Raw genomic sequence first — 23,170 nt, forward strand, 5'->3', positions numbered from 1 at the left:
ATGGCCGCCATTATCCTGATGCTGTCCCGCTAAGCCAAGCGTGATGCCAATTGCGGCCGCTTCGCGCCCCAGAGGATTACCGGGCTCAACCGCAACTGGCCCGGTCTCGCACCGGACACTGCGCCCGGTGCAGGTTCAACGCGGTATTGATGATGCCGATGTGACTGAACGCCTGCGGGAAGTTGCCCAGCATGCGCTTGCCCAAGGGATCGTACTGCTCGGCCAGCAAGCCCACGTCATTGCACAACCCAGTCAGCCGCTCGTACAACGCCTGCGCCTGCGCATGCCGCCCGAGCAGCACGTAGACGTCCGCCAACCAGAACGAGCAGACCAGGAAAGTCCCCTCCCCAGGCGTCAGCCCGTCGCTGCAACGGTCGCTGTCGTAGCGCAGCAACAGGCCGTTGCGCAGCAGGCGTCGCTCGATCTGTTCGAGGGTCCGCAGGAAACGCGGGTCATCGGCCGGCAGGAAACCGGTCAGGGCGATCTGCAGGAGGCTGGCATCCACCTCGCTCGAGCCGTAGGCCTGGACGAAACACTGGCGGCTTGGGTCCAGCCCCTGCTGGCAGACGTCCCGGTGGATCTCGTTCGCCACCTGGCGATAGTGCCGTCCACGCTCGCGGTCTTCTTCGGTGGTGTCCGACAGGCTCGCCGCACGGTCGAACGCGACCCAGGCCATGACCTTGGAATGCACGAAGTGCTGGCGCCCGCCGCGCACCTCCCAGATGCCTTCGTCAGGCTCGCGCCAGATCTTCTCCAGGTACGGCAGGATCAGCCGGGCGATGGCGGAGCTGCGCGGGTGGCGTGGCAGGCCGCCACGGATGGCCTGGGTCATGGCGTCGGCCAGCTCGCCATAGATATCCAGCTGCAACTGCTGCGCGGCGGCATTGCCGACACGCACTGGCTGGGAGTGCTCGTAGCCGGCCAGCCAGGGCAAGGTGAACTCGTGCAGGTCCCGCTCGCCTGCCAAGCCATACATGATCTGCATCTGCTCGGGGTTGCCGGCCACCGAGCGCAGCAGCCATTCGCGCCAGGCCTGGGCCTCGTCGAAGTAGCCCAGGTTCATCAAGGCCAGCAAGGTCATGGTGGCGTCGCGCAGCCAGCAGTAGCGGTAGTCCCAGTTGCGCTCGCCGCCGACGCGCTCGGGCAGCGAAGTGGTGGCGGCGGCGACGATGCCACCGGTGGGGGCGTAGGTCAGGGCCTTGAGGGTCAACAGGGAGCGGCGCACCAGCGGCGTCCAGGGGCCGACGTCCGGGCAGCGCGCGGCGAAGGCCTGCCATTGGCTGATGCTGCGCTCCAGGGCCTGGTCGATGTCGAAGTCAGGTTGCGGGGGCAGGTGCGAAGGCTGGTGGCGCAGGCTGAAGACCTGGCGCTCGCCGGCGCACACGCGAAAGCGGCTGACGCTGTGGTGATCGCGAGAGTGCACGGCCTCGGTGCTGCGCAGGATCAGGCGGTCGGGGCCGGCGACCGCGCTGAGGGTCAAGGGGTCGAGCTTTTCCACCCAGGGGACGCTGCGGCCGTAGTCGAAGCGCAGCACCAGGTCCATCTCGAAGGCGGTTTCGCCGGCCAGGCCCTCGACGATGCGCACCACGGCATTGTGCTCGCCCAGGGGCATGCAGTCGATGACCCGGGCGCGGCCGGTGGCGGTGATGTAGGTGGTTTCGAGCACCAGGGTGTCGTCGAGGTAGCGACGCTGGGTGGCTTCCACAGGGTCGCTGGGGGCCAGGCGCCAGCGACCGTTTTCCTCGTTGCCGAGCAGGGCGGCGAACACGGCGGGGGCGTCGAAGCGTGGCAGGCAGAGCCAGTCGAGGGAGCCGTCGCGGCTGACCAGGGCGGCGCTGCGGCAATTGCCCAGCAGGGCGTAGTCTTCGATCGGGGCTGGCATGGCGCCTCCTCTGTTGCACTGCGGATGACAGGCCGCTCCCGGGCTCATCGGCGATCGACTCGGCCCCTGGGCGCGGGTTTGCCCGCGAATGGCCGGTGCCAGCACCGCGTCACCCCAAGGGATGCCACTCGCGCTTGTCGCGGGCCAGCAGCTCGTTGCCCGCCTCGGGGCCGTCCTGGCCTGCGGGGTATTCGTGGACCTCCCCGCCATGGGCCCAGGCGTCGAGGAACGGCTGCACGGCGCGCCAGCCGTTCTCGATGTTGTCGGCGCGCTGGAACAGGGTCTGGTCGCCGGTAAGGCAATCGTAGATCAGGGTCTCGTAGCCGGTCGCCGGGGTCATCTTGAAGAAGTCCTTGTAGGCGAACCCCAGCTCGACGTTCTCCATCACCAGTTCCGGGCCGGGCCGCTTGGCCTGCAGGTCGAACCACATGCCTTCGTTGGGCTGGATCTGGATCTTCAGGTAGTTGGGCTTGGGCCGCTCCAGCTCGGACTCGCGAAACTGCGCATAGGGCGCGGGCTTGAAGCAGATGGCGATCTCGGTATCGCGCACGCTCATGCGCTTGCCGGTGCGCAGGTAGAACGGCACGCCAGCCCAACGCCAGTTGTCGATCATCACCTTGAGGGCGACGTAGGTCTCGGTACGGCTCGCGGGGTCGACATTGGCCTCCTGGCGATAGCCAGGCAGGCGCTTGCGGCCCTGCTTGCCAGCCACGTACTGGCCGCGCACCGAGTGCTTGAGGGCCAGCTTCTGCGACCAGGGGCGGATGGCGCCGATCACCTTGGCCTTTTCGCTGCGCACGGCATCGGCGGCGAAGGCGGCCGGCGGCTCCATGGCGACCATGGCCAGCAGCTGGAACAGGTGGTTGGGCACCATGTCACGCAGGGCGCCGGTGTGGTCGTAGAAGGCGCCTCGGGTCTCGACGCCGACGGTCTCGGCGGCAGTGATCTGCACATGGTCGATGTAGTGGTTGTTCCAGAACGATTCGAACAGGCCGTTGGAGAAGCGGCTGACCAGGATGTTCTGCACCGTCTCCTTGCCCAGGTAGTGGTCGATCCGGTAGATCTGCCGCTCGCTCATCACCCCCAGCAGGCAGGCGTTGAGGGCCTCGGCGCTGGCCAGGTCGGTGCCGAAGGGCTTTTCCACCACCACCCGGCGAAAGCCGCCGTGGGACTCGTCGAGCAGGCCCGCGTCACCCAGGCGCTGGGCCACTTCAGGGAAGAAGCGTGGCGAGGTGGCCAGGTAGAAGATGGCATTGCCGTGGCTGGTCTTGGCGATGCGCCGGGCGATCGCGGCATAGGTGGCCGGGTCCAGGAAGTCGCCGGTCTGGTAGTCCAGGCGCTTGGCCAGGCGCGCCCAGACCTTCTCGTCCAGGCACTTGCCGACGCCCTCGCCACCCTTGTCGCGCTCGACCATGAAGGCATGCAGGCGCTCGGCGAATGTCTCGGCGGTCGCACTGTTGTGGTCGACGCCAACGATGCGCAGGTTGCGGTCCAGCAGGCCGTCGCGGCTCAGGTTGTACAGCGCCGGCATCAGCAGGCGCTTGACCAGGTCGCCGTTGGCACCGAACAGAAACAGCGTGCAAGGCGGCGCGGCGGGGCTGCCGTTGTGTGCGTTCATTCGCGCTTCTCGACGTGGCCGCCGAAGCCCAGGCGCATGGCCGAGAGGATCTTGTCGCCATAGGTGCCCTGCTGCTGGCGCGAACGGAAGCGGGCGAACAGCGCGCTGGACAGCACCGGCACCGGCACGGCCTGCTCGACGGCAGCGTCGATGGTCCAGCGCCCTTCGCCACTGTCGGACACCGAGCCGCTGAAGCCGGCCAGTTGCGGGTCGGCCACCAGGGCGTCGGCGGTCAGGTCCAGCAGCCAGGAGGTGACCACGCTGCCACGGCGCCAGACTTCGGCGATCTCGGCCAGGTCCAGGTCGAAGCGCTGGTCCTCGGGCAGCTCGCTACCGCCCTTGCTGCGCAGCAGGTCGAAGCCTTCGGCGTAGGCTTGCATCAGGCCGTACTCGATGCCGTTGTGCACCATCTTCACGTAGTGCCCGGCCCCGGCGGGGCCGGCATGGATATAGCCGTGCTCGGCGCGCCCATGCTCGCCCTCGCGACCCTGGGTGCGGGGGATGTCGCCAACGCCGGGGGCGAGGGCCTTGAACAGCGGCTCCAGGCGCTCGAACACGTCTTTCTCGCCACCGATCATCATGCAGTAGCCACGGTCCAGGCCCCAGACGCCACCGGAGGTGCCGACGTCCAGGTAGTGCAGGCCGCGCCCGGCCAGTTCGGCGGCGCGGCGCATGTCGTCCTTATAGAAGGTGTTGCCACCGTCGATGATCGCATCGCCCGGCTCCAGCAGTTCGGCCAGCTGGGCGATGGTCTGCTCGGTCGGTGCGCCGGCCGGCAGCATCACCCACACCGCCCGCGGTGCCTTGAGTTTCTGGACCAGGGCACCGAGGTCGTGGGCCCCTTGGGCGCCCTCGCCTTCCAGTGCGCTCACCGCGTCACGGTTGCGGTCGTGGACCACGGTGCGATGCCCTGCGCGCATCAGCCGTCTTGCGATGTTGCCGCCCATGCGGCCCAGCCCGACGATTCCCAGTTGCATGTGCCGATGCTCCCCTTACGAAATAGATGACAAGGCGGTTCAGGTTTTCAGGTTAGTCCAGTGCGTCGTCCGAGGGTTCAGCGACGAACGGGCTGACAACGATAAACAAAAAAGTTCCCTTGCACGGCGAAAGAATTCAGAATGCGCGCCGCGAGCGACTACGCTTACCACTGTCACCAGCCCAAACTGCGAGGTGTGTTCATGGGGACCTTGATGCCTGCCACTCCAACCCAGACCCTCTATGTCACTGTGCGTCGTGACGAGCTGCGCCGCCTGAAGGACGAACGCGACCAGCTGCGCCAGCAGGTCGCGCAACTGAACCTGCTGCTGGAGCAGGCCCGCTCGGGCGACAAGCCCCTGAGCCACTGAGAAACCTGTGGGAGCGGGCTTGCCCGCGAACACGGGCGAAGCCCGTGCCATCCACCCCGGTGCCTTCTTCGCGGGCAAGCCCGCTCCCACAGCATCCCCGCAAGCTTGAAGCTTGAATCAAGCTTTCACATCTTGTGACAACCCGCCAACGTTTGCGCGATCTGCGGCCCGAACAAAAGTGACCAGCGGGTCACATTTCCACCGCCAGCTCTCCTACACTCAGGGTTCTGCCCGCCGAACCGCTCGGAAAACGCGACGGAAAAAAGTCGAAACTTTCCCGCACACCGGCAGGTCAGGAACTAAGTAGGCCAGTGCAACGGGACCTCCCAGCTTCGGCCCACCGACCCCAACCAGTCCATTCGCCTTCGGCCGGAATGCCGATCGCATGGTGCCTGCGCGCACGACCCAAGGGGCATGGACCGCACTACACGATACGAACGAGCCAGAGAGAACCAACACGACATAACGCAACGGGTGCAAGCACCCGACACAAGGGACGGAGAGAAGTATGATCAGTGCCGCTGTCGAACCTCACGTAGATGCATTCAACCCGGACAATCGCGAACCGCTCTCGCCGGACTTCGCCCCGACAGCCAAGGCACCCGGCGCCCAGCGCCGCCACAACCCGCACAAGCGCAAGATCCTGTTCGTCACCTCCGAGATCGCCGACCTGGTCAAGACCGGCGGCCTGGGTGACGTGTCCGCTGCCCTGCCACGGGCACTGGCCCACCTGCACGATGTGCGCCTGCTGATCCCCGGCTACCGCCAGGTGGTCGAGAGCGACAACCCCATCCATATCGTCGGCGAACTGGGTGGCCACGCGGCCCTGCCGCCTTGCCGGATCGGCCGCATGGACCTGGCCGACGGCCTGGTCATCTACGTGCTGATCTGCCCGCAGCTGTACCAGCGCGACGGCACCCCCTACGGCGCCGACAATGGCCGCGACTGGCCCGACAACCACATCCGCTTCGCCCGCCTGGGGCTCGCCGCCGCGGAGATCGCCGCCGGCGAAGGCATGGCCCACTGGCGCCCGGACCTGGTCCACGCCCATGACTGGCCGGCTGGCCTGGCCCCGGCCTACATGCACTGGCGCGGGCTGAACACCCCGACCCTGTTCACCATCCACAACCTGGCCTACCAGGGCGTGTTCAGCCGTGGCTGCTGCCCGGAACTGGCGATCCCCGACCACGCCCTGCAGCAGGAAGGCATGGAGTTCTACGGCAAGCTCTCGTTCCTCAAGGCAGGCCTTGCCTACTCCAGCCACATCACCACGGTGAGCGCCACCTACGCCCGGGAGATCACCACCCCGGAATTCGGCTGCGGCCTCGACGGTTTCCTTGCCAGCAAGGCCCAACAAGAGCTGCTCAGCGGTATCCCCAACGGCATCGATGAAAGCTGGGACTCGGCCACCGACAAGCACCTGCTCCACAACTTCAGCATCAATGACTGGGATGGCAAGGCGCGCAACGCCGACGAGGTGCGCGAGCTGTTCCAGCTCGACGCCTGCGACGGCCCGTTGTTCGCCGTGGTCTCGCGCCTGGTCTACCAGAAGGGCCTGGACCTGACCCTGGGCGTGGCCGACTACATCGTCAGCCAGGGCGGCCAGATCGCCATCATCGGCCGTGGCGAGCCGGAGGAAGAACAGGCCATGCGCGAGCTGGCCCTACGCTACCCGGGCCGCATCGGCGTGCGCATCGGTTTCAACGAGACCGACGCCCGGCGCATGTTCGCCGGCAGCGACTTCCTGCTCATGCCGTCGCGCTACGAGCCCTGCGGCCTGAGCCAGATGTACGCGCAGCGCTTCGGCTCGCTGCCGGTGGCGCGCAACACCGGCGGGCTGGCGGACACCATCGAGAATGGCGTCACCGGCTTTCTGTTCGACGAGTCGACCGTGGACAGCTACCGCGAGGCGCTAGGTCGTGCCTTCTATGTCTATGGCAAGAAGGACCTGCTCAACGCCATGCGCTGCCTGGCCATGACCCAGCCGTTCAACTGGTGCCAGGCGGTGGAACCCTACGCCCGGCTGTACGAGGAGCTGGTCTGCCAGGCGCACGTCAGCCACTACTGAGCAAGGGGATCGAAGATGCACAGGCATGGCGCACACCTGCTGGACGCCACGTCGGCGCGCTTCGCCCTCTGGGCGCCGGATGCGCGCAGCGTGAGCTTGCAACTGGAACGACAACCACCGATCGAACTGTTGCCCGAGGGCGATGGCTGGTTCGCCGCCATCGCCCCGTGCCGGGCCGGCGACCGCTATCGCTATCGCATCGATGAACAACTGGAGGTGCCCGACCCGGCCTCGCGCTTGCAGCCCGAGGGCGTGCACGGGCCCAGCCAGGTGCTGGACCTGGGCAGCTACCCCTGGCGCCACCCTTGGCAAGGCCGGCCCTGGCCCGAGGCGGTGATCCAGGAGCTGCACGTCGGCCTGCTGGGCGGTTACGCCGGGGTCGCCCGGCAGCTGCCGCGCCTGGCCGAACTCGGCATCACGGCCATCGAGCTGATGCCCGTGGGGCAGTTCCCCGGCGAGCGCAACTGGGGCTACGACGGCGTACTGCCGTTCGCCCCGCAACACAGCTACGGCAGCCCCGAAGCGCTCTGCCAACTGATCGACGAGGCCCACGGCCACGGCCTGATGGTGATGCTCGACGTGGTCTACAACCACTTCGGCCCCGACGGCAACTACCTGCACCAGTACGCCAGCCACTTCTTGCGCGAAGACCGGCAGACCCCCTGGGGCGCCGCCATCGATTTTCGCCGCGCCGAAGTGCGCGAGTTCTTCATCCAGAACGCCCTGATGTGGCTGTGCGACTACCGCTTCGACGGCCTGCGCCTGGACGCGGTACATGCCATCGACCAGCCCGACTTCCTCGTCGAGCTGGCCAGGCGGGTACGCGCCGCCGTGGCGCCTGGCCGCCAGGTCTGGCTGGTGCTGGAGAACGAGCACAACCAAGCCGCGTTGCTGGAACAGGGTTTCGATGCGCAGTGGAACGACGATGGCCACAACGCCCTGCACGTGCTGCTGACCGGCGAGACCGAAGGCTATTACCAGGACTACCAGGACCGCCCGATCGCCAAGCTGGCCCGTTGCCTGGCCGAGGGCTTCGCCTTCCAGGGCCAGGCCAACCGCCACGGCATCCCCCGGGGCGAACCCAGTGGGCACCTGGCGCCGAGCGCCTTCGTGCTGTTCCTGCAGAACCACGACCAGATCGGCAACCGCGCCCTGGGCGAGCGCCTGAGCCGCCTCTGCCCGCCCCCGGCCCTGTGCGCGGCCACCGGCCTGTTGCTGCTGGCACCGATGATCCCGCTGCTGTTCATGGGCGACGAGGAAGGCAGCCGGCGGCCCTTTCTGTTCTTCACCGACCACCACGACGAGCTGGCCGACACCGTGCGCGAAGGCCGCCGCAACGAATTCGCCCATTTCGCCGCCTTCGCCGACCCGCAGCAGCGCGCGCGGATTCCCGACCCTAACGCCGCGGACACCTTCGAAGCCTCACGCCTCGACGCCCAGGACGTGCTGGCCGGCTGGCACGGCTTGTACCAGCGCCTGCTGGCACTGCGCCGTCGCCATGTCGTCCCGCACCTGCCCGGCAGCCGTGCCCTCGGTGCCGAGGTACTGGGCGAGCGGGCACTGACCGCGCGCTGGCGCCTGGGCGATGGCAGCGAACTGCGCATCGACCTGAACCTGGGCGCCGAAGCGCAACCTGTGGCACTGCCCGCGCTCGAACGCTGCCTGTTCGACAGCAGCGACACCGCGCACCTCGCCACCACCCTGCCCGCGTACAGCTGCGTGGTCAGCCTGCTGCCCCCTGGCCAGGAGACGCCATGAGCGAACTGCCCTTGCACCGTCTGGCCGCCCGGGTGGGGCTGGCCCGCGACTGGATCGACGCCAACGCCCGCCCGCAGCAGGTCAGTGACGAAGTCCTGCGCCGGGTGCTGGCAGGCCTGGGCCACCCCGCCGACGACGATGCCGCCATCCAGGCCAGCCTGCAGGCCCTGGACCAGGCCGAAGACGCCGACCACCTGCCACCACTGTTGACAGCCGACCAGGGCCAGCCCCTGGCGCTGGAGCGCTACTTCGCCGCTGGCAGCCCTGTTCACTGCACCCTGGAGGACGGCAGCCAAGGGTCGCTGGCCCTCGATGGGCTGGCCCGCCTGCCCGGCGAGCTGCCCATCGGCTACCACCGGCTGGACATCGACGGCCGTCGCTTCACCGTCGCCGTGGCGCCCCCGCGCTGCCATGCGCTGCACGATGCCGTCGAACAACCGCCACCACGCTGTTGGGGCCTCGCGGTGCAGCTTTACAGCCTGCGCCGGCCGGGCGATGGCGGCTACGGCGACTGCCAGGCCCTGGAACAACTGGCACGCAGCGCCGCCGAGCGCGGCGCCGATGCCCTGGCGATCAGCCCGATCCACGCGCTGTCCGCTGCCGACCAGTTGCACTACAGCCCCTACTCGCCCTCCAGCCGGCTGCTGCTCAATACGTTGTATGCCAGCCCCGCGGTGGTGCTCGGCGAGCGGGCGGTGCGCATGGCCATCGAGGCCTGCGACCTGCAAGCGACCCTCGACGAACTGGAACACCTGCACCTGGTCGACTGGCCCCGTGCCGCCGATGCCCGGCACCGGCTGCTGCAGGCCCTGTACCACGATTTCAGCCAGGGCGAGCACCCACTGCGCGAGGACTTCGACAGTTTCCGCAAGGCCGGCGGCCAGGCCCTGGAGCACCATTGCCGCTTCCAGGTACTGCAGGCCGAGGCCATGGCCCGTGGCCTGGGCGCCGACTGGCGCACCTGGCCGCCCGCCTGGCACGATCCCTACCACCCGGAGGTGGAGGCCTTCGCCAGCACCCACCCGGCCCAGGTGGAGTTCCATGCCTTCTGCCAATGGCTCACCGAGCGCGGTCTGCAACGGGTCCAGGACGCGGCGCGCGGCAATGGCATGGCGGTGGGCCTGATCGCCGACCTGGCGGTGGGCGCCGACGGTGCCGGCAGCCAGGCCTGGAGCCGCCAGGACGAGCTGCTGGCCGAGCTCACGGTCGGCGCGCCCCCCGACATCCTCAACCGCTCCGGGCAAGACTGGGGTATCTGCGCCTTCTCCCCGGAGGGCCTGCGGCGCAACGGCTACCGCGCCTTCATCGAGATGCTGCGGGCCAACCTGGCGCATGCCGGCGGCCTGCGCATCGACCATGTGATGGGCCTGCGCCGGCTGTGGCTGATCCCGCGCGGAGCCAGGCCCAGCGAAGGCGCCTACCTGCACTACCCGCTGGAAGACCTGCTGCGCCTGCTGGCCCTGGAGTCGGTACGCCACCAGGCGCTGATCCTCGGCGAAGACCTGGGCACCGTGCCCGAGGGCCTGCGCGAGCGCCTGGCGGACAGGGCCGTGCTGGGCATGCGCGTGCTGCCCTTCGAACAAGACCCGCCCGGGCATTTCAAGCCGATCCTCGACTGGCCGGACGACGCCCTGGCCACCACCGGCACCCATGACCTGGCGCCCCTGGCCGGCTGGCTGCAGGCCCGTGACATCGACTGGAGCCACCGCCTGAAGCTGATCGACGCGGCTGCCGAGCTGCACTGGCGGCACACCCGCCAGCGGGAGCGCGAAGGCCTGCGCCGCACCCTGGAACACAACTACGGCCCGCTGCACGACGACAACGCCCTGATCGATGCGGCGATCCGCTACGTCGGCCACACCCGCTCGCCGCTGGTGCTGATCCCCCTGGAAGACTTGCTCGGCTGCGACGAACAGCCCAACCTGCCTGGCACCACCGATGGCCACCCCAACTGGCGTCGGCGCTTCGCCCGGCCGGTGCGCGAACTGCTCGACGACGACGATGCCGCACGGCGCCTGGAACTGCTGGCCCAGGCCCGCGAACAAGCCTGGGAGCGTGATCGATGAAGCCCTTGACCGCCACCGTGCGCCTGCAATTGCACAGTGACTTCACCCTCGACGACGCGGTGCCGCTGGTGCCCTACTTCGCCCGCCTGGGGGTGAGCCACCTGTACGCCTCGCCGATTCTCAAGGCCCGCGCAGGGTCGCGGCACGGCTACGATGTGGTCGACCCTTCCTGCGTCAACCCGCAACTGGGCGGCGAGGCGGCGCTGGAGCGCCTGGTGGCTGCCCTGCGCCAGCATGGCATGGGGCTGATCCTCGACACCGTGTCCAACCACATGGCCGTGGGCGGCGCCGACAACCCCTGGTGGCAGAGTCTGCTGGCCTGGGGGCGGCGCAGCCCCTATGCCGAGTTCTTCGATATCCAGTGGCATTCCAGCGACCCGCTGCTGGCCGGCCAGTTGCTGCTGCCGTTCCTGGCCAACGACTATGGCGTGGCGCTGCGCAACGGCGAGATCCCGCTGACCTTCGATGCAGGCCAAGGCCTGCTGCAGATCGCCCACTACGAACACCGTTTCCCGATCTGCCCGCTGGACTACGGGCGTATCCTTGGCCAGAGCGAAGACCCGGCGCTGCGCGCCCTGGCCCAGCACTTCAGCGCCCTGCACGAGTCTGCCGAGCCGCTGGCCGATGCCCTGCCCCTGCACGCGGAACTGGCACGCCTGGCCCGGGGCGGTGCCCGCCTGGACGAGGCCCTGGCCGCCTTCGACAGCCGCACAGAGGCCGGTTTCAAGCGCCTGCACCTGCTGCTGGAGCGCCAGACCTACCGCCTGGCCAGCTGGCGCACCGCGGCGGACGACATCAATTGGCGGCGCTTCTTCGACATCAACGAACTCGGTGGCTTGCGGGTCGAGCGCGCGGTGGTGTTCGAGGCCACCCACGCCAAACTGTTCGAGCTGATCGAGCGCGGCCTGGTCGATGGCCTGCGCATCGACCATATCGACGGCCTGGCCGACCCACGCCGCTACTGCCGCAAGCTGCGCAGGCGGGTCGATGGCCTGCTGGCGAAGCGGCCGCTGCAGGCTGGCATCGAGCATTTCCCGATCTACGTGGAGAAGATCCTCGGTGCCGGCGAGCAACTGCACCGCGACTGGCTCACCGACGGCACCACCGGCTACGAGTTCATGAACCAGGTCTCGCTGCTGCAGCACGACCCTGCCGGCGAGGCGCCGTTGACCGAACTGTGGAGCAGCCTCAGCGAACGCCCGCCCTTCCCCGAGGAGGTGTGCCAGGCCCGTCACCTGGTGCTCAACGCCAGCCTGGCCGGCGACTGCGAGTCGGTGGCCCAGGCGTTGCTGCAGGTGGCGCGCGACGACCTGATGACCCGCGACCTGACCCTCGGTGCGATCCGCCGTGCGTTGCAGGCGCTGGTCGAGCACTACCCGGTGTACCGCACCTACATCAATGCCTGCGGCCGCCCGGTCGAAGACGAAGGGTTCTTCCAGCAGGCCCTGGCCGGTGCACGGCAGCGCCTGGGCGAAGCCGACTGGCCACTGCTCGATCACCTGCAGCGCTGGCTCGGTGGCCAGCCCTGGCGTCAGCTGCCGCCGGGGCGACCGCGCAAGCACCTGCGCCACGCCTGCGTGCGCTTCCAGCAACTGACCGCGCCGAGTGCGGCCAAGGCCGTCGAGGACACGGCCTTCTACCGCTCGGCACGGCTGCTGTCGCGCAACGACGTAGGCTTCGACGCCGAGCGTTTCAGCGCCCCGCCCGAGCACTTCCACAACGAGGCCCAGCGCCGCCTGCGGGACTTCCCCGACAACCTGCTGGCCACCGCCACCCACGACCACAAGCGTGGCGAGGACTGCCGCGCGCGCCTGGCGGTGCTCAGCGAGCGCGGCCCCTGGCTGGCCAGCCGGGTCGAACACTGGCGCGAACTGGCCGCACCGCTGCGCCAGCCACTGGACGACGGCCTGGCGCCTGGCCCCGGCGACGAACTGCTGCTGTACCAGACCCTGCTCGGCAGTTGGCCCCTGGACCTCGACCCGGACGACGAAACGGCCCTGCGCCACTACGCCGGGCGCATCCGCCAATGGCAGTGCAAGGCCCTGCGCGAGGCCAAGCTGCGCAGTACCTGGAGCGCGCCCAACGAGGCGTTCGAGGCGGCCTGCGCGGCCTACGTGGACGGCCTGCTGCTGGCCCGCGAGCACCAGCAACTGCGCCACTCCCTGCACGCCGCCGCGCAACGGATCGCCTGCCCCGGCGCGCTCAATGGCCTGGTCCAGTGCCTGCTGCGCATGACCACGCCCGGCGTGCCAGACCTGTACCAGGGCAACGAATACTGGGACCTGAGCCTGGTCGACCCAGACAACCGCCGCCCGGTGGACTACGCTGTGAGGCGGGCCAGCCTGGACGACAACGCACCGCTGGCCGAACTGCTGGAGCACTGGCGCGATGGCCGCGTCAAGCAGGCGCTGATCGCCCGCATGCTGGACTGCCGCCAGGCCCACCCGGAGCTGTTCGGCCGCGGCGCCTACCTGCCGCTGACCGTGCTGGGGCGCCATGCCGACAAGGTGCTGGCCTTCGCCCGCCTCGGCGACCAGGCGCGCGCCATCGTCGTGGTGCCGCGCCTGGCCAGTGAATTGCTCGGCACCGCCCCCCTACCCCTGATCCCGGCGCAGAACTGGGACGATACCCGGCTGATCCTGCCGTTTGCCTTGTCGCCTGCCACGTGCTCGGGACTTTTCGCCGGCGGTGCTGTCAGCCCTTCAAGGGAGCTGATGTTGAGCACCGTGCTGGCGCAATTTCCGGTCAACGTGTTGATACAACAATCTTGAGCATCAGGAGCGTCATGATGAGTGTCGATGAAAAGCGTATTCGCGAATTCGCCTACCAGATCTGGGAATCGGAAGGCAAACCCGTAGGCCAGCAAGAGCGTCACTGGGACATGGCACGCAAGCTCGCCGAAGCCGAGGCCCTGGCTCCCAAGGCGGCCCCGCGCAAGCGGGCGCCGGCCAAGCCGAAGGCGACGGCCGAACCCAAGGCCGTGGCCGCACCGGTGGCGAAACCGGCGGCGGCGAAAAAGCCACGTGCGGTGAAGAAGCCGACGGCGGGCTGAGGCCCTGCGTAATCGTCCAGCCGCCTCTGCGGCCGCTGTGCGGCCCATCGCCGGCAAGCCGGCTCCCACAGGGGGCTGCGGTGCCCCCGAAGCAGGTGTCATGCAAAGGACACCGTGGGCGTTGGCTTGCCGGCGACGGGCTGCACAGCAGCCCCCATGCCCCTTTGACCCGGCCATACGAGGACTACCATGAGCCCCCGCACTCCGAAGAAAACCCGCTCCGTCGCCCCCTCGCGCATCCGCGAAGGCTTGCCCTTCCCCCTGGGCGCCACCTGGGACGGCCTGGGGGTCAACTTCGCCCTGTTCTCGGCCAACGCCACCAAGGTCGAGCTGTGCCTGTTCGACTCCAGCGGCGAGCAAGAGCTCGAACGCATCGAACTGCCCGAATACACCGACGAGATCTACCACGGCTACCTGCCCGACGCGCACCCGGGGCTGGTCTACGGCTACCGCGTCCACGGCCCCTACGAGCCGGAGAACGGCCACCGCTTCAACCCCAACAAGCTGCTGATCGACCCTTACGCCAAGCAACTGGTGGGCGGGCTGAAATGGTCCGAGGCGCTGTTCGGCTACACCATCGGCCACCCCGACGGCGACCTCTCCTTCGACGAACGCGACAGCGCGCCCTTCGTACCCAAGTGCAAGGTGATCGACCCGGCGTTCACCTGGGGCCGTGACCAGCGGGTACAGATCCCCTGGGAGCGCACCATCCTCTACGAGGCCCACACCCGCGGCATCAGCATGCGCCACCCGGCGGTGCCCGAAGCCCATCGCGGCACCTTCGCCGGGTTGGCCAACGACGAGCTGCTCAAGCACATCAAGGAGCTGGGCGTCTCGTCCATCGAACTGCTGCCGATCCACGCCTTCGTCAACGACCAGCACCTGCTGGACAAGGGCCTGAACAACTACTGGGGCTACAACAGCATCGCCTTCTTCGCCCCGCACCCGCGCTACCTGGCCAGTGGCAAGATCGCCGAATTCAAGGAGATGGTCGCGCACCTGCATGACGCCGGGCTCGAACTGATCCTCGACGTGGTCTACAACCATACCGCCGAGGGCAACGAGCTGGGCCCGACCCTGTCCATGCGCGGCATCGACAACGCCTCCTACTACCGCCTGATGCCCGACGACCGACGCTACTACATCAACGACTCGGGCACCGGCAACACCCTCGATCTGAGCCACCCTTGCGTGCTGCAACTGGTCACCGACTCGCTGCGCTACTGGGCCGGGGAGATGCACGTGGATGGCTTTCGCTTCGACCTGGCGACCATCCTCGGCCGCTACCATGACGGCTACAGCGAGCGCCACAGCTTCCTCGTGACCTGCCGCCAGGACCCGCTGCTGCGCCAGGTCAAACTGATCGCCGAACCCTGGGACTGCGGCCCGGGCGGCTACCAGGTCGGCAACTTCGCCCCCGGCTGGGCCGAGTGGAACGACCGTTTCCGCGACACCGTGCGGGCGTTCTGGAAAGGCGACGAAGGCCAACTGGCAGACTTCGCCGCGCGCATGACCGCCTCGGGCGACCTGTTCAACAACCGGGGCCGGCGCCCCTACAGTTCGGTCAACTTCGTCACCGCCCACGATGGCTTCACCCTGCGCGACCTGGTCTCGTACAACGACAAGCACAACGAGGACAACGACGAGAACAACCAGGACGGCACCGACAACAACCTGTCGTGGAACTGCGGCGTCGAGGGCCCCACCGACGACCCACAGGTCAATGCCCTGCGCATGCGCCAGATGCGCAACTTCTTCGCCACCCTGCTGCTGGCCCAGGGCACGCCGATGATCGTCGCCGGCGACGAGTTCAGCCGCACCCAGCATGGCAACAACAATGCCTACTGCCAGGACAGCGAGATCGGCTGGATCAACTGGGACCTGGACCAGGACGGCGCCGAGCTTTTGGCCTTCGTCAAGCGCCTGACCCGCCTGCGCCTGGCCTACCCGGTGCTGCGGCGCTCGCGCTTTCTGGTCGGCGACTACAACGAGGCGATCGGCGTCAAGGACGTCACCTGGCTGGCGCCCGATGGCAGCGAGATGACCGTGGAGCAATGGGAGGATCCCCATGGCCGCTGCCTGGGAATGCTCATGGACGGCCGTGCCCAGGTCAGCGGCATCGCCCGCCCTGGGGGCGAGGCTACCCTGCTGCTGATCGTCAATGCCTACCACGACACCGTGCCCTTCCAGTTGCCGACGGTGCCGGAAGGCGACTACTGGAGCTGCCTGGTCGACACCGACCGGCCACAGATGCGCAAGCCGCAGCACCTGGCGTTCGACACCCAGTTCGAGGTCAAGGGGCGCTCGCTGCTGCTGATGGTGTTGCAACGCGAGGAGGAGTGAACCCGAGCGGCATGGTTCGGTCCTAGACTGTAGATCGGCCGCCGCGCCCACAGGGGTGGCGATGCTTCTCGTCGCAGATGGATACCAGGAGCCACCGTGAACCTCGAAGCCGGCAGTCCAGGTTTCGCCACCGTCAGCCAGGCCCCGGCCGTACACCGGGTACGGGTCCTGACGGTCAACACGCACAAGGGTTTCACCGCCTTCAACCGGCGCTTCATCCTGCCGGAACTGCGCGAAGCGGTGCGCAGCACCCAGGCCGACATCGTCTTCCTCCAGGAAGTGCTCGGCAGCCACGACCGCCACGCCGCACGCTACCCCGGCTGGCCGCAGACCTCCCAGTACGAGTTCCTCGCCGACAGCATGTGGAGCGACTTCGCCTACGGGCGCAACGCCGTCTACCCCGATGGCCACCACGGCAACGCCCTGCTGTCGAAATACCCGATCATCGAGCACCGCAACCTCGACGTGTCGATCACAGGCCCCGAGCGCCGTGGCCTGTTGCACTGCATCCTCGATGTGCCTGGGCAGCGCCAGGTGCATGCGATCTGCGTGCACCTGTCATTGCTCGAGCGTCACCGGCAGAAGCAGCTGCGCCTGCTGCGCAAGCTGCTCGACGCCTTGCCGGCGGATGCCCCGGTGATCATCGCCGGCGACTTCAACGACTGGCAGTTGCGCGGCAACCGCACCCTGGGCCGCGAGCGAGGCCTGCACGAGGTCTTCGAACGCCACCATGGCCTGCTCGCCCGCACCTACCCGGCGCGCCTGCCGCTGCTGCGCCTGGACCGCGTCTACCTGCGCAACGCCGAGAGCCACGCCCCGAAGATCCTCGGCCACAGGCCCTGGACACACCTCTCCGATCACCTGCCGCTGGCGGTGGAAGTCCGGCTCTAGCAATGATTCGGCATAGCCGGGCAGCGGCAAAGAACCTTCCTCGCTATAGGCGCATCGTTTACTCATGTATTCAATGAGTTGCACCTTGTCCTGCCACCTTGTCGGCGTTTCCACGTTTTCTTGACGCAGGCGCCGACCTCTCCTTAGCTGAACGTTATCACCAGTCGTGAAAAACTCGCGCCGGGCCTCTAGCTCGCGCCTTTCGTGCGCGCTCGGGCCGGCTTGCGTGCTGGTTTGAGTCGCCCTCTGTTCGGTCGTACAGCTCGTGACATCAGGCCAGGTCCTTGGGCTGTACACACAACAGAGGAGATCCGCCATGAAAAGAACCTCGAATCCTGTGCGTTTCGACTGCATTTTCTGCGCGGTTTCCACGTCGCTGCTCCTGGCAACCCCGGTGGAAACCTTCGCGCTCGACCTGCAGGAGGAGGAGGCGCCCTTCGCCGCCCTGCTGCAGCAGCCGACGATGCCGCAACTGTCCCTGGACCCGGTCAGCGCCAGCGGCCTGGGCCTGAGCGCTTTGCACGCCTTCTCCGAGCAGATGGTCGAGCGCCACGGGCAGGCAGCCCCGGACCTGGTCACCAGCCAATGGGCGCAGTTCTTCCCCGGCAGCCCACGCCTCGGCGCGCAGGCGCCGGAGCAACTGGAGGCGCCCAGCCAGCAACTGATGATCGGCCCGGACCTGTTCGTGCGTGAAACCGCCAGTGGCAATGTCCATCGCGCGGGGATATTCGTCGGCCATAACAACCTGCAAAGCAGCTTAAACGGCACGCGCAGGCTGCTGGGCGACAAGCAGAAGAACGCCGTCAACCTCAGCGGCGAGAGCCTGGGGGTGTACTGGAGCATGACCCACGAGCAAGGCTGGCACCTCGATGCCGTGGCCATGGGCACGCGCATCGACGTCAATGGCCGCGGCGAGAGCGGCCAGCGCCTGAACGACAGCGGCCATGCGATGACCTTCTCGGTAGAAGGCGGCTACCCCATCGGCCTGGGTGGCGGCTGGGTGATCGAGCCCCAGGCACAGTTGATCAACCAGCAGTTCTTCCCTGGCAACCAGGTACAGGAAGAAACCCTGCAGGCCTTCGACAGCCAACCGAGCTGGAGCGGCCGGGTCGGCGCCAGGCTGTCGGGGCGCTACGAAGTGCGCGGCATGCCCATCGAGCCCTATGTGCGGACCAACGTCTGGTATGACTTCAACAATGCCGAGCCGGTGAAGCTGGACCAGGTGGACAAGATCTCCAGCTCGCGCAATTCCACCACCGTCGAGCTGGGGTTGGGGCTGGTGGCGCGAGTCACGCCCAAGGTGGCGTTGTTCGTCAGTGCCGACTACAGCAGCGATGTGGATGACAATGACCTCAATGGGCTGATCGGCAGCCTCGGGGTCAGGATGCGTTGGTAGCCTGTACCGGCCCCTTCGCGCGGTTCGCCGCCAAGGGGCCGGTACGATCGACTCATCAAGCGGGCTTCATCACCCTCAGGGATGGACCTGCCCAAGCAGGGTACGCGGCAGCCTGAAGCCCTTGAAGGGCTGCTGGGTAATGGGGTTGAACGCTTTTTCGGCGCTCAGCCGATAGCGCATCACGCCATCCCCCGTTTTGAAACCGAGGTCCACGCTGGTCGCGGTCCGGCCATTGAGCGCACCCCGGCTGAGCAGGCGGAACATCGACCAGGGGCCGCGATACTCCAGGCTGCTGCTGTTGCCATTGCGCCTGAGCAATGTGAGGTTGCTGCGCACCTGCTGCCCCAGGGTATTGGGCCAAACCACACCCGTGATCTGGCTCGGGCCGTGGGTGTAGGAAATCAATTGGCCATCCAGGTCCAGCAGGCTGGTGCGCTGGTTCGCGCTGAGCCCCAGCGGCTCGATGCTGAACTGCACGCTGAGGTTGCCGCGTTGATCGAAGAAGGTCTCGCGGATGCGGTCTGCCGCTGCCAACTGCTCGATCAGGTCGCTACGGATCAGCGACTCACCGTGCTGGCCGGGCTGCAGCGCCTCGAGATTGTCCTTCAGGAAGACCTTGAGGTACTGGTCCTGGAACTGCTGCAAGCGCCCCTTGGGCCCGAAGAACGCCTCGAAGTCATCCAGCGAAGCATCGGGCGCCCGAACGACGAAGGGATAGCGCCCCGCCAGCCGCTGCTGGAAGAAGCTGTACACCTCGGCATCCCAACGCCGTTCCAACTCGCGCAGTGCCTCGACATTCAGTACGTAGGCGGTTTGCTCGGCGACTTTCCTGACCTGTTGCTTGATGGGCTCGGGCAGCCCGGTGGCGATGCGTTGCAGGTTGCCGATCGGGTCGGGCGCCGTCATCGAGAAGCGCTGGAGTACCGCGTGCAATGCGGCCTTGCCTCGGTCCGGGCTGTCCTGCACCGCTTTCGCGTAGCCGTGGACAGCGATGATGGCGTCGAGCGTTTCATCGTAGTAGCTCGGGCTCTCTCCTTTTGGCTGCAACAGGGCATTCAAGCCCGCGAACGCCCGCTGAATCCCCATGGCCTGCTGTTGCTCGAATGCACCACCGACACGCTTGAGCACGGCGGCCTCGCCCTGCTCTGCTGCAGCCGGCGCCGAGGACAGGACGGTATTGTCCCGCACGGTTTCCAGCAGCCGCTGCAACGGCGCCGCAGGCCCCGTCAGTTGTTCGAGTATCGAGACGCCATGGTTCAGGTCATGGAAGTCGGCCACCGCGAAGGCATTCAAGGCCCGCCGCCAGCTGTCGATGTAGTCGCTGCTGTACAGGTTGCCAATGCGTTCGGTCAAGGCTTCGCGGTCGGCATCGGTGTAGTGCGCCTGGTCGCGCTCACCCAACGCCCACTGGTCGATCATCGCCATCTCGGTGAGCTGTTGGCTGCGTGGCTCGAAGTAGTCCTTCAAGCCTTTGGCCGTCAGCAGCGGGGCCAGCCGGATGCCGTCGTACCCGTGCGCGGCACCGGCGGCCGGCTGGTAGACGATATCGAATGCCGGCCCGACCTGGTTGCGCAGGTCCAGGCCAGTGTGCAACCGCTCTCGCGCCTGCTGCTTGAGGCTGGCGTACACGCGCTGCGGCAGCGGGACCTTGCGCAGCGATTGCTGGGTTTCACTGACGCGCTGGCGATACTGCGACAAGTCGGTATCGGCATAGGCCAAGGCGTACTCCAGGTGGCGCATCAAGTCTCGCTGCAGTTGCCCTTGCCCAGGGAACGCGAGCTGCCACTGCCGGGCCATCCAGTCCTCCACCCAGCCAGGGCGACGGTTCTGGCGCTCCTCGATCATTCGATAGACCCTGAGCGCAGCCATCTGTCGTTCGCTGCCCTCGGGGGCGGCACTCATGGCATCGACGACACCACTGGCAATGGCCGGCAGGAAGCGTCGCGACAACAGGCTCAGGTAAGCCTCATCGACCCTTGGCCCAATGTCACGCCCTTGATAAAGGCCGAAATCGGCCACGCCCGGCCATGCCGAACGGTAGTCACCGAATACGGAAACCGCATCGCGAATCTGATCCAACGGCGCCAACAGGTTCCGCCCGGTCGGGTCCACCTGCTGGTCCACATGCTGGAGGCTGAATGCCTGGCTCTTGGCCAGCACGCTGGTCGCCTTGGCCCCGTTGATATCGAAGTAGCGCTGCCAGTTGGCGACGGCAATGGCGATCGCCAGGGCGCCTACCCCCGAACCTACCCACAACAGGTGGCGCTTGTGGCGTGCCACTTTCACGTTGTCGCCGGCAAGGCCCGCTTCTTGATAGATGACGCGCTGGAAGACCTGCTGGGTGAAATAGACCGATGCCTTGTCCTGCGGCTTGCCTTCGCGCAGGGGGGGCTCGGCCACGTAGGGCTGTGCCGCCTCGCGGACGAACGCATTGCGCGTTTCGCCTTGCTGAAGCACCGAGGACCAGTACACCCCTCGCACCAATGCCGGCGTGGTGAAGCGGTCGCTCGCCAGCACCTCGCGCAGAAAGTTCAGCAAGGTCGGGCGCAGGCCCATCAACTGCGCGTGCAACGACGTGAGGCCCTCGCGCTGTCGCGGGCAGCCCAACACACACAGGTGCTCCAGCATCTGCTCATACAGCCGGACGATCAGTTGATCGTAATGATCGGCGAACTCGTCCAACCAGGCGTCGAACGTGCCAATGGTCTCCAGCTTGAAGGTGAACCCCAGCATTTGCTCGCGTTGCGAGTCCGAAAGGCGAGCGAAGAACGGCTCGAAACCGTCCAGCAAGTCGACCTTGCTCATCACCACGTAAAGCGGCAGGCGTGAACCCAGCTGGCTGCTCACTTCATGCAAGCGCGTGCGCAGCACATGGGCGAGCGCGGTGCGTTGGGCGGGCGTGGCGTGCAACAGCGATGACAGATCGACGACCAGCAGCAGGCCATTGAGGGCCCTGCGGCTTCGGTTGCGCACCAACCAGCCCAGCAAGTGGTTCCAGAGCTTGGATGGAGTAGCGGCTGGCACTGCAGGTTGTGTGTCGCCTGCCCCACCGGGCACGTGATTCCCCAAGGAGGCCTGGGTGAGGAATTCGCCTGGCGGGTCGAGAATGACGGCCTCATTGCCGATCCACCACTGCACCGGATAGGGGACGTCTTCGGCGTGGCGGCCACGGGCCTGGGCCTGGTCGATACGGGTCAGGGAAAAACACTGGTTCGAGTGCTCGATGAAACGGCTCTTGCCGGCCTGCTCTTCGCCCAGCAGCAGGTACCAAGGCAGCCGATACAGCGCCCGACGCCCACCCGCATGCTCGAGGTAGTTCGCCAGCCCCCGGTTCAGTGCCTGCTCCTGGGCCATGACGAACGGCAGGCAAGGATCGGCCTCGGCCGCGAGCGCCTGCCGACGCTCCGCTTGCAGCCGACGAAACCGCACGCGCAGAACGAGCGACCAGCACAGCAGCGGTACCAGGACGAGCACCAGGCTGGCCACGCTGCGCTGCGCCACGTTCGCCAGTAGCTGTTGCCCACGCCAGGTCCAGTGCGGGCCAAGCCACCAGATGGCGACCAGCATCAGCAAGGCCCCCACCCCGAGCAGCAGCGGCATCGCCACGCCGATGCGCGTGGCCAGCGGCAAGCCCCAACGTTTGAATGATGTCCAGAGTCGATTCATGAGGGCTCCTAGTCCTTGTCCTGATCGATCAACACCGAAGCGGCGCTGTATTGCTGGAGCCGTTGGAAGACCTCCGGCTCCCACGCATCGGCGGTCGTTTGCTGCATGGTCCGGGCAACGCTGGCGCACAGGTCCTGGGCGAGCCACGAGAGGCCCCGCGCGGCGAGCAGGTCGGCGGCGATCACCGTGCTGTGGCAGCGCTCGCGAGGCGCGCGAAAGTCCGCTTGCATGCCCTGTAGCCGCAGCAGCACGGGTTCCACACCGCCAGATTCCAGCTGGCTGAACAGTTCCTCGCGCAGGCCGCCGAACGCGTGCGAAGGCGCCCCTTGGCCAGCCTGGGCCTGCCCACCTGCGAGCCACGCAAGGCTTTGGTCATCGACGAAGGCCATGCCATCGCTGAAGCGCAACTGCTGCAGCGCGGGCAAGCGCTGCACGAACCGGGCGCAGGTACTACGAATGGCTTCGGCCACCTCGCCCATCGCCAAACGGGTAGCGACGGTTGCCGCCAGGAAGCTGCCGCGAATCCAGTACGGCGAGGCGGTCACGCTCTTTTCGATGCGCAGCAGCAAGGCGGGGTCGATCGCCGTGCCGGTAATCGCCTCTTCGTAGCCCAGGGCGATATCCGCCGGCACCGCCATCAGCTCCGTGCGGTGCTCGTGCCTGGCCATCGGCGCCGCCTGGATATGGGCCCACAAACCGAAACGGCGCAGTTGGTAGCCGGTGGGGTCGTATGGGTCTTGCTGGTTGATGAACTCGGCCATGCTCAACACGGCTCGGCGCGTCTCGCGCTCGTTGCCCAGGGAGATGCTGGTCTTGGTCGGAGCGAAGGCATCGACCAGGGGTGCCGACTCGGCCTTGGGCGTTGCCGTCTTGGCCGTGCAGGCCTGCACACTGCCGTTGGCGAGCGTCAAGCCGGAGCCATCTACACCAACCTCGACGAGTCGCCACAGGCCCGCCTGCCCATCGGCAGCCTCTGCGCCATGGCCCGGCACTACCCCAGCACCCAGCCGAAAATCCCGGCGGTGGTGGCGCTGAGCGATGCCGAAGGCATGACCCTGGACCTGAGCTTGTCCGTTTCGGCCTA

The 23,170-nt window shown here is 67.3% G+C and carries 13 protein-coding genes and 1 pseudogene; 9 read left to right on the forward strand and 5 right to left on the reverse strand.

Features of this window, described 5'->3' with window-relative positions; translation table 11 throughout:
- Positions 1-85: 85 nt before the first annotated feature.
- From WCE05_RS20610 to gnd, 3 genes are all read right to left on the reverse strand, one after another.
- Entirely contained in the window at positions 86-1,882 is a 1,797-nt protein-coding gene (locus tag WCE05_RS20610) for a glycoside hydrolase family 15 protein (RefSeq protein WP_253168379.1), read from the reverse strand.
- Positions 1,883-1,991: 109 nt separating this feature from the next.
- Positions 1,992-3,500: a glucose-6-phosphate dehydrogenase gene (gene zwf / locus WCE05_RS20615; protein ID WP_253081445.1), complete on the reverse strand. Its 1,509-nt coding sequence runs from the start codon at positions 3,498-3,500 to the stop codon at positions 1,992-1,994.
- Positions 3,497-4,477: a phosphogluconate dehydrogenase (NAD(+)-dependent, decarboxylating) gene (gene gnd, locus WCE05_RS20620; RefSeq protein ID WP_253081444.1), complete on the reverse strand. Its 981-nt coding sequence runs from the start codon at positions 4,475-4,477 to the stop codon at positions 3,497-3,499. Before gnd ends, zwf begins: the two co-directional genes overlap by 4 nt.
- Before the next feature lie 201 nt (positions 4,478-4,678).
- Between gnd and WCE05_RS20625 the strand changes: the two genes are divergently transcribed.
- The 9 genes from WCE05_RS20625 (at position 4,679) to WCE05_RS20665 (ending at position 18,420) form a co-directional block, all read left to right on the forward strand.
- Positions 4,679-4,846, forward strand: a complete 168-nt coding sequence (locus WCE05_RS20625) for a DUF6026 family protein (protein ID WP_225789242.1) — start codon at positions 4,679-4,681, stop codon at positions 4,844-4,846.
- Between the two features lie 508 nt (positions 4,847-5,354).
- Positions 5,355-6,914 (forward strand): glycogen synthase GlgA, encoded by a 1,560-nt coding sequence (gene glgA / locus WCE05_RS20630; RefSeq protein ID WP_225789137.1) that lies wholly within the window; start codon positions 5,355-5,357, stop codon positions 6,912-6,914.
- Between the two features lie 15 nt (positions 6,915-6,929).
- Positions 6,930-8,672: a malto-oligosyltrehalose trehalohydrolase gene (treZ, locus tag WCE05_RS20635; RefSeq protein ID WP_368816473.1), complete on the forward strand. Its 1,743-nt coding sequence runs from the start codon at positions 6,930-6,932 to the stop codon at positions 8,670-8,672.
- Positions 8,669-10,738 (forward strand): 4-alpha-glucanotransferase, encoded by a 2,070-nt coding sequence (gene malQ, locus WCE05_RS20640; RefSeq protein ID WP_368816474.1) that lies wholly within the window; start codon positions 8,669-8,671, stop codon positions 10,736-10,738. Before treZ ends, malQ begins: the two co-directional genes overlap by 4 nt.
- Complete coding sequence (locus tag WCE05_RS20645; RefSeq protein ID WP_368816475.1) at positions 10,735-13,509, forward strand: malto-oligosyltrehalose synthase; 2,775 nt, start codon at positions 10,735-10,737, stop codon at positions 13,507-13,509. Before malQ ends, WCE05_RS20645 begins: the two co-directional genes overlap by 4 nt.
- Before the next feature lie 14 nt (positions 13,510-13,523).
- The gene (locus tag WCE05_RS20650; RefSeq protein ID WP_225789133.1) at positions 13,524-13,790 is read left to right on the forward strand and encodes a DUF2934 domain-containing protein; all 267 of its coding nucleotides are present in this window, start codon (positions 13,524-13,526) and stop codon (positions 13,788-13,790) included.
- 189 nt (positions 13,791-13,979) lie between these two features.
- Positions 13,980-16,133: a glycogen debranching protein GlgX gene (gene glgX / locus WCE05_RS20655; RefSeq protein ID WP_225789132.1), complete on the forward strand. Its 2,154-nt coding sequence runs from the start codon at positions 13,980-13,982 to the stop codon at positions 16,131-16,133.
- 96 nt (positions 16,134-16,229) lie between these two features.
- The gene (locus WCE05_RS20660) at positions 16,230-17,024 is read left to right on the forward strand and encodes an endonuclease/exonuclease/phosphatase family protein (RefSeq protein ID WP_368816476.1); all 795 of its coding nucleotides are present in this window, start codon (positions 16,230-16,232) and stop codon (positions 17,022-17,024) included.
- Positions 17,025-17,340: 316 nt separating this feature from the next.
- A complete protein-coding gene (locus tag WCE05_RS20665) occupies positions 17,341-18,420 on the forward strand; it encodes an autotransporter outer membrane beta-barrel domain-containing protein (protein WP_253101575.1) in 1,080 nt (359 codons plus the stop codon).
- A 75-nt stretch (positions 18,421-18,495) separates the two neighbouring features.
- On the opposite strand, the gene tssM is transcribed toward WCE05_RS20665, so the two are convergent.
- Both tssM and tssA read right to left on the reverse strand, forming a co-directional pair.
- On the reverse strand, positions 18,496-22,086 hold the full coding sequence (gene tssM / locus WCE05_RS20670; RefSeq protein ID WP_368816477.1) for a type VI secretion system membrane subunit TssM: 3,591 nt from the start codon (positions 22,084-22,086) through the stop codon (positions 18,496-18,498).
- A gap of 8 nt (positions 22,087-22,094) precedes the next feature.
- Positions 22,095-23,045, reverse strand: a pseudogene (tssA, locus tag WCE05_RS20675) (type VI secretion system protein TssA); the annotation flags it as partial.
- Between the last annotated feature and the right edge of the window lie 125 nt (positions 23,046-23,170).

This window comes from Pseudomonas sp. I2 (assembly GCF_040984075.1).
In the GTDB taxonomy this organism is placed as follows: domain Bacteria; phylum Pseudomonadota; class Gammaproteobacteria; order Pseudomonadales; family Pseudomonadaceae; genus Aquipseudomonas; species Aquipseudomonas guariconensis_B.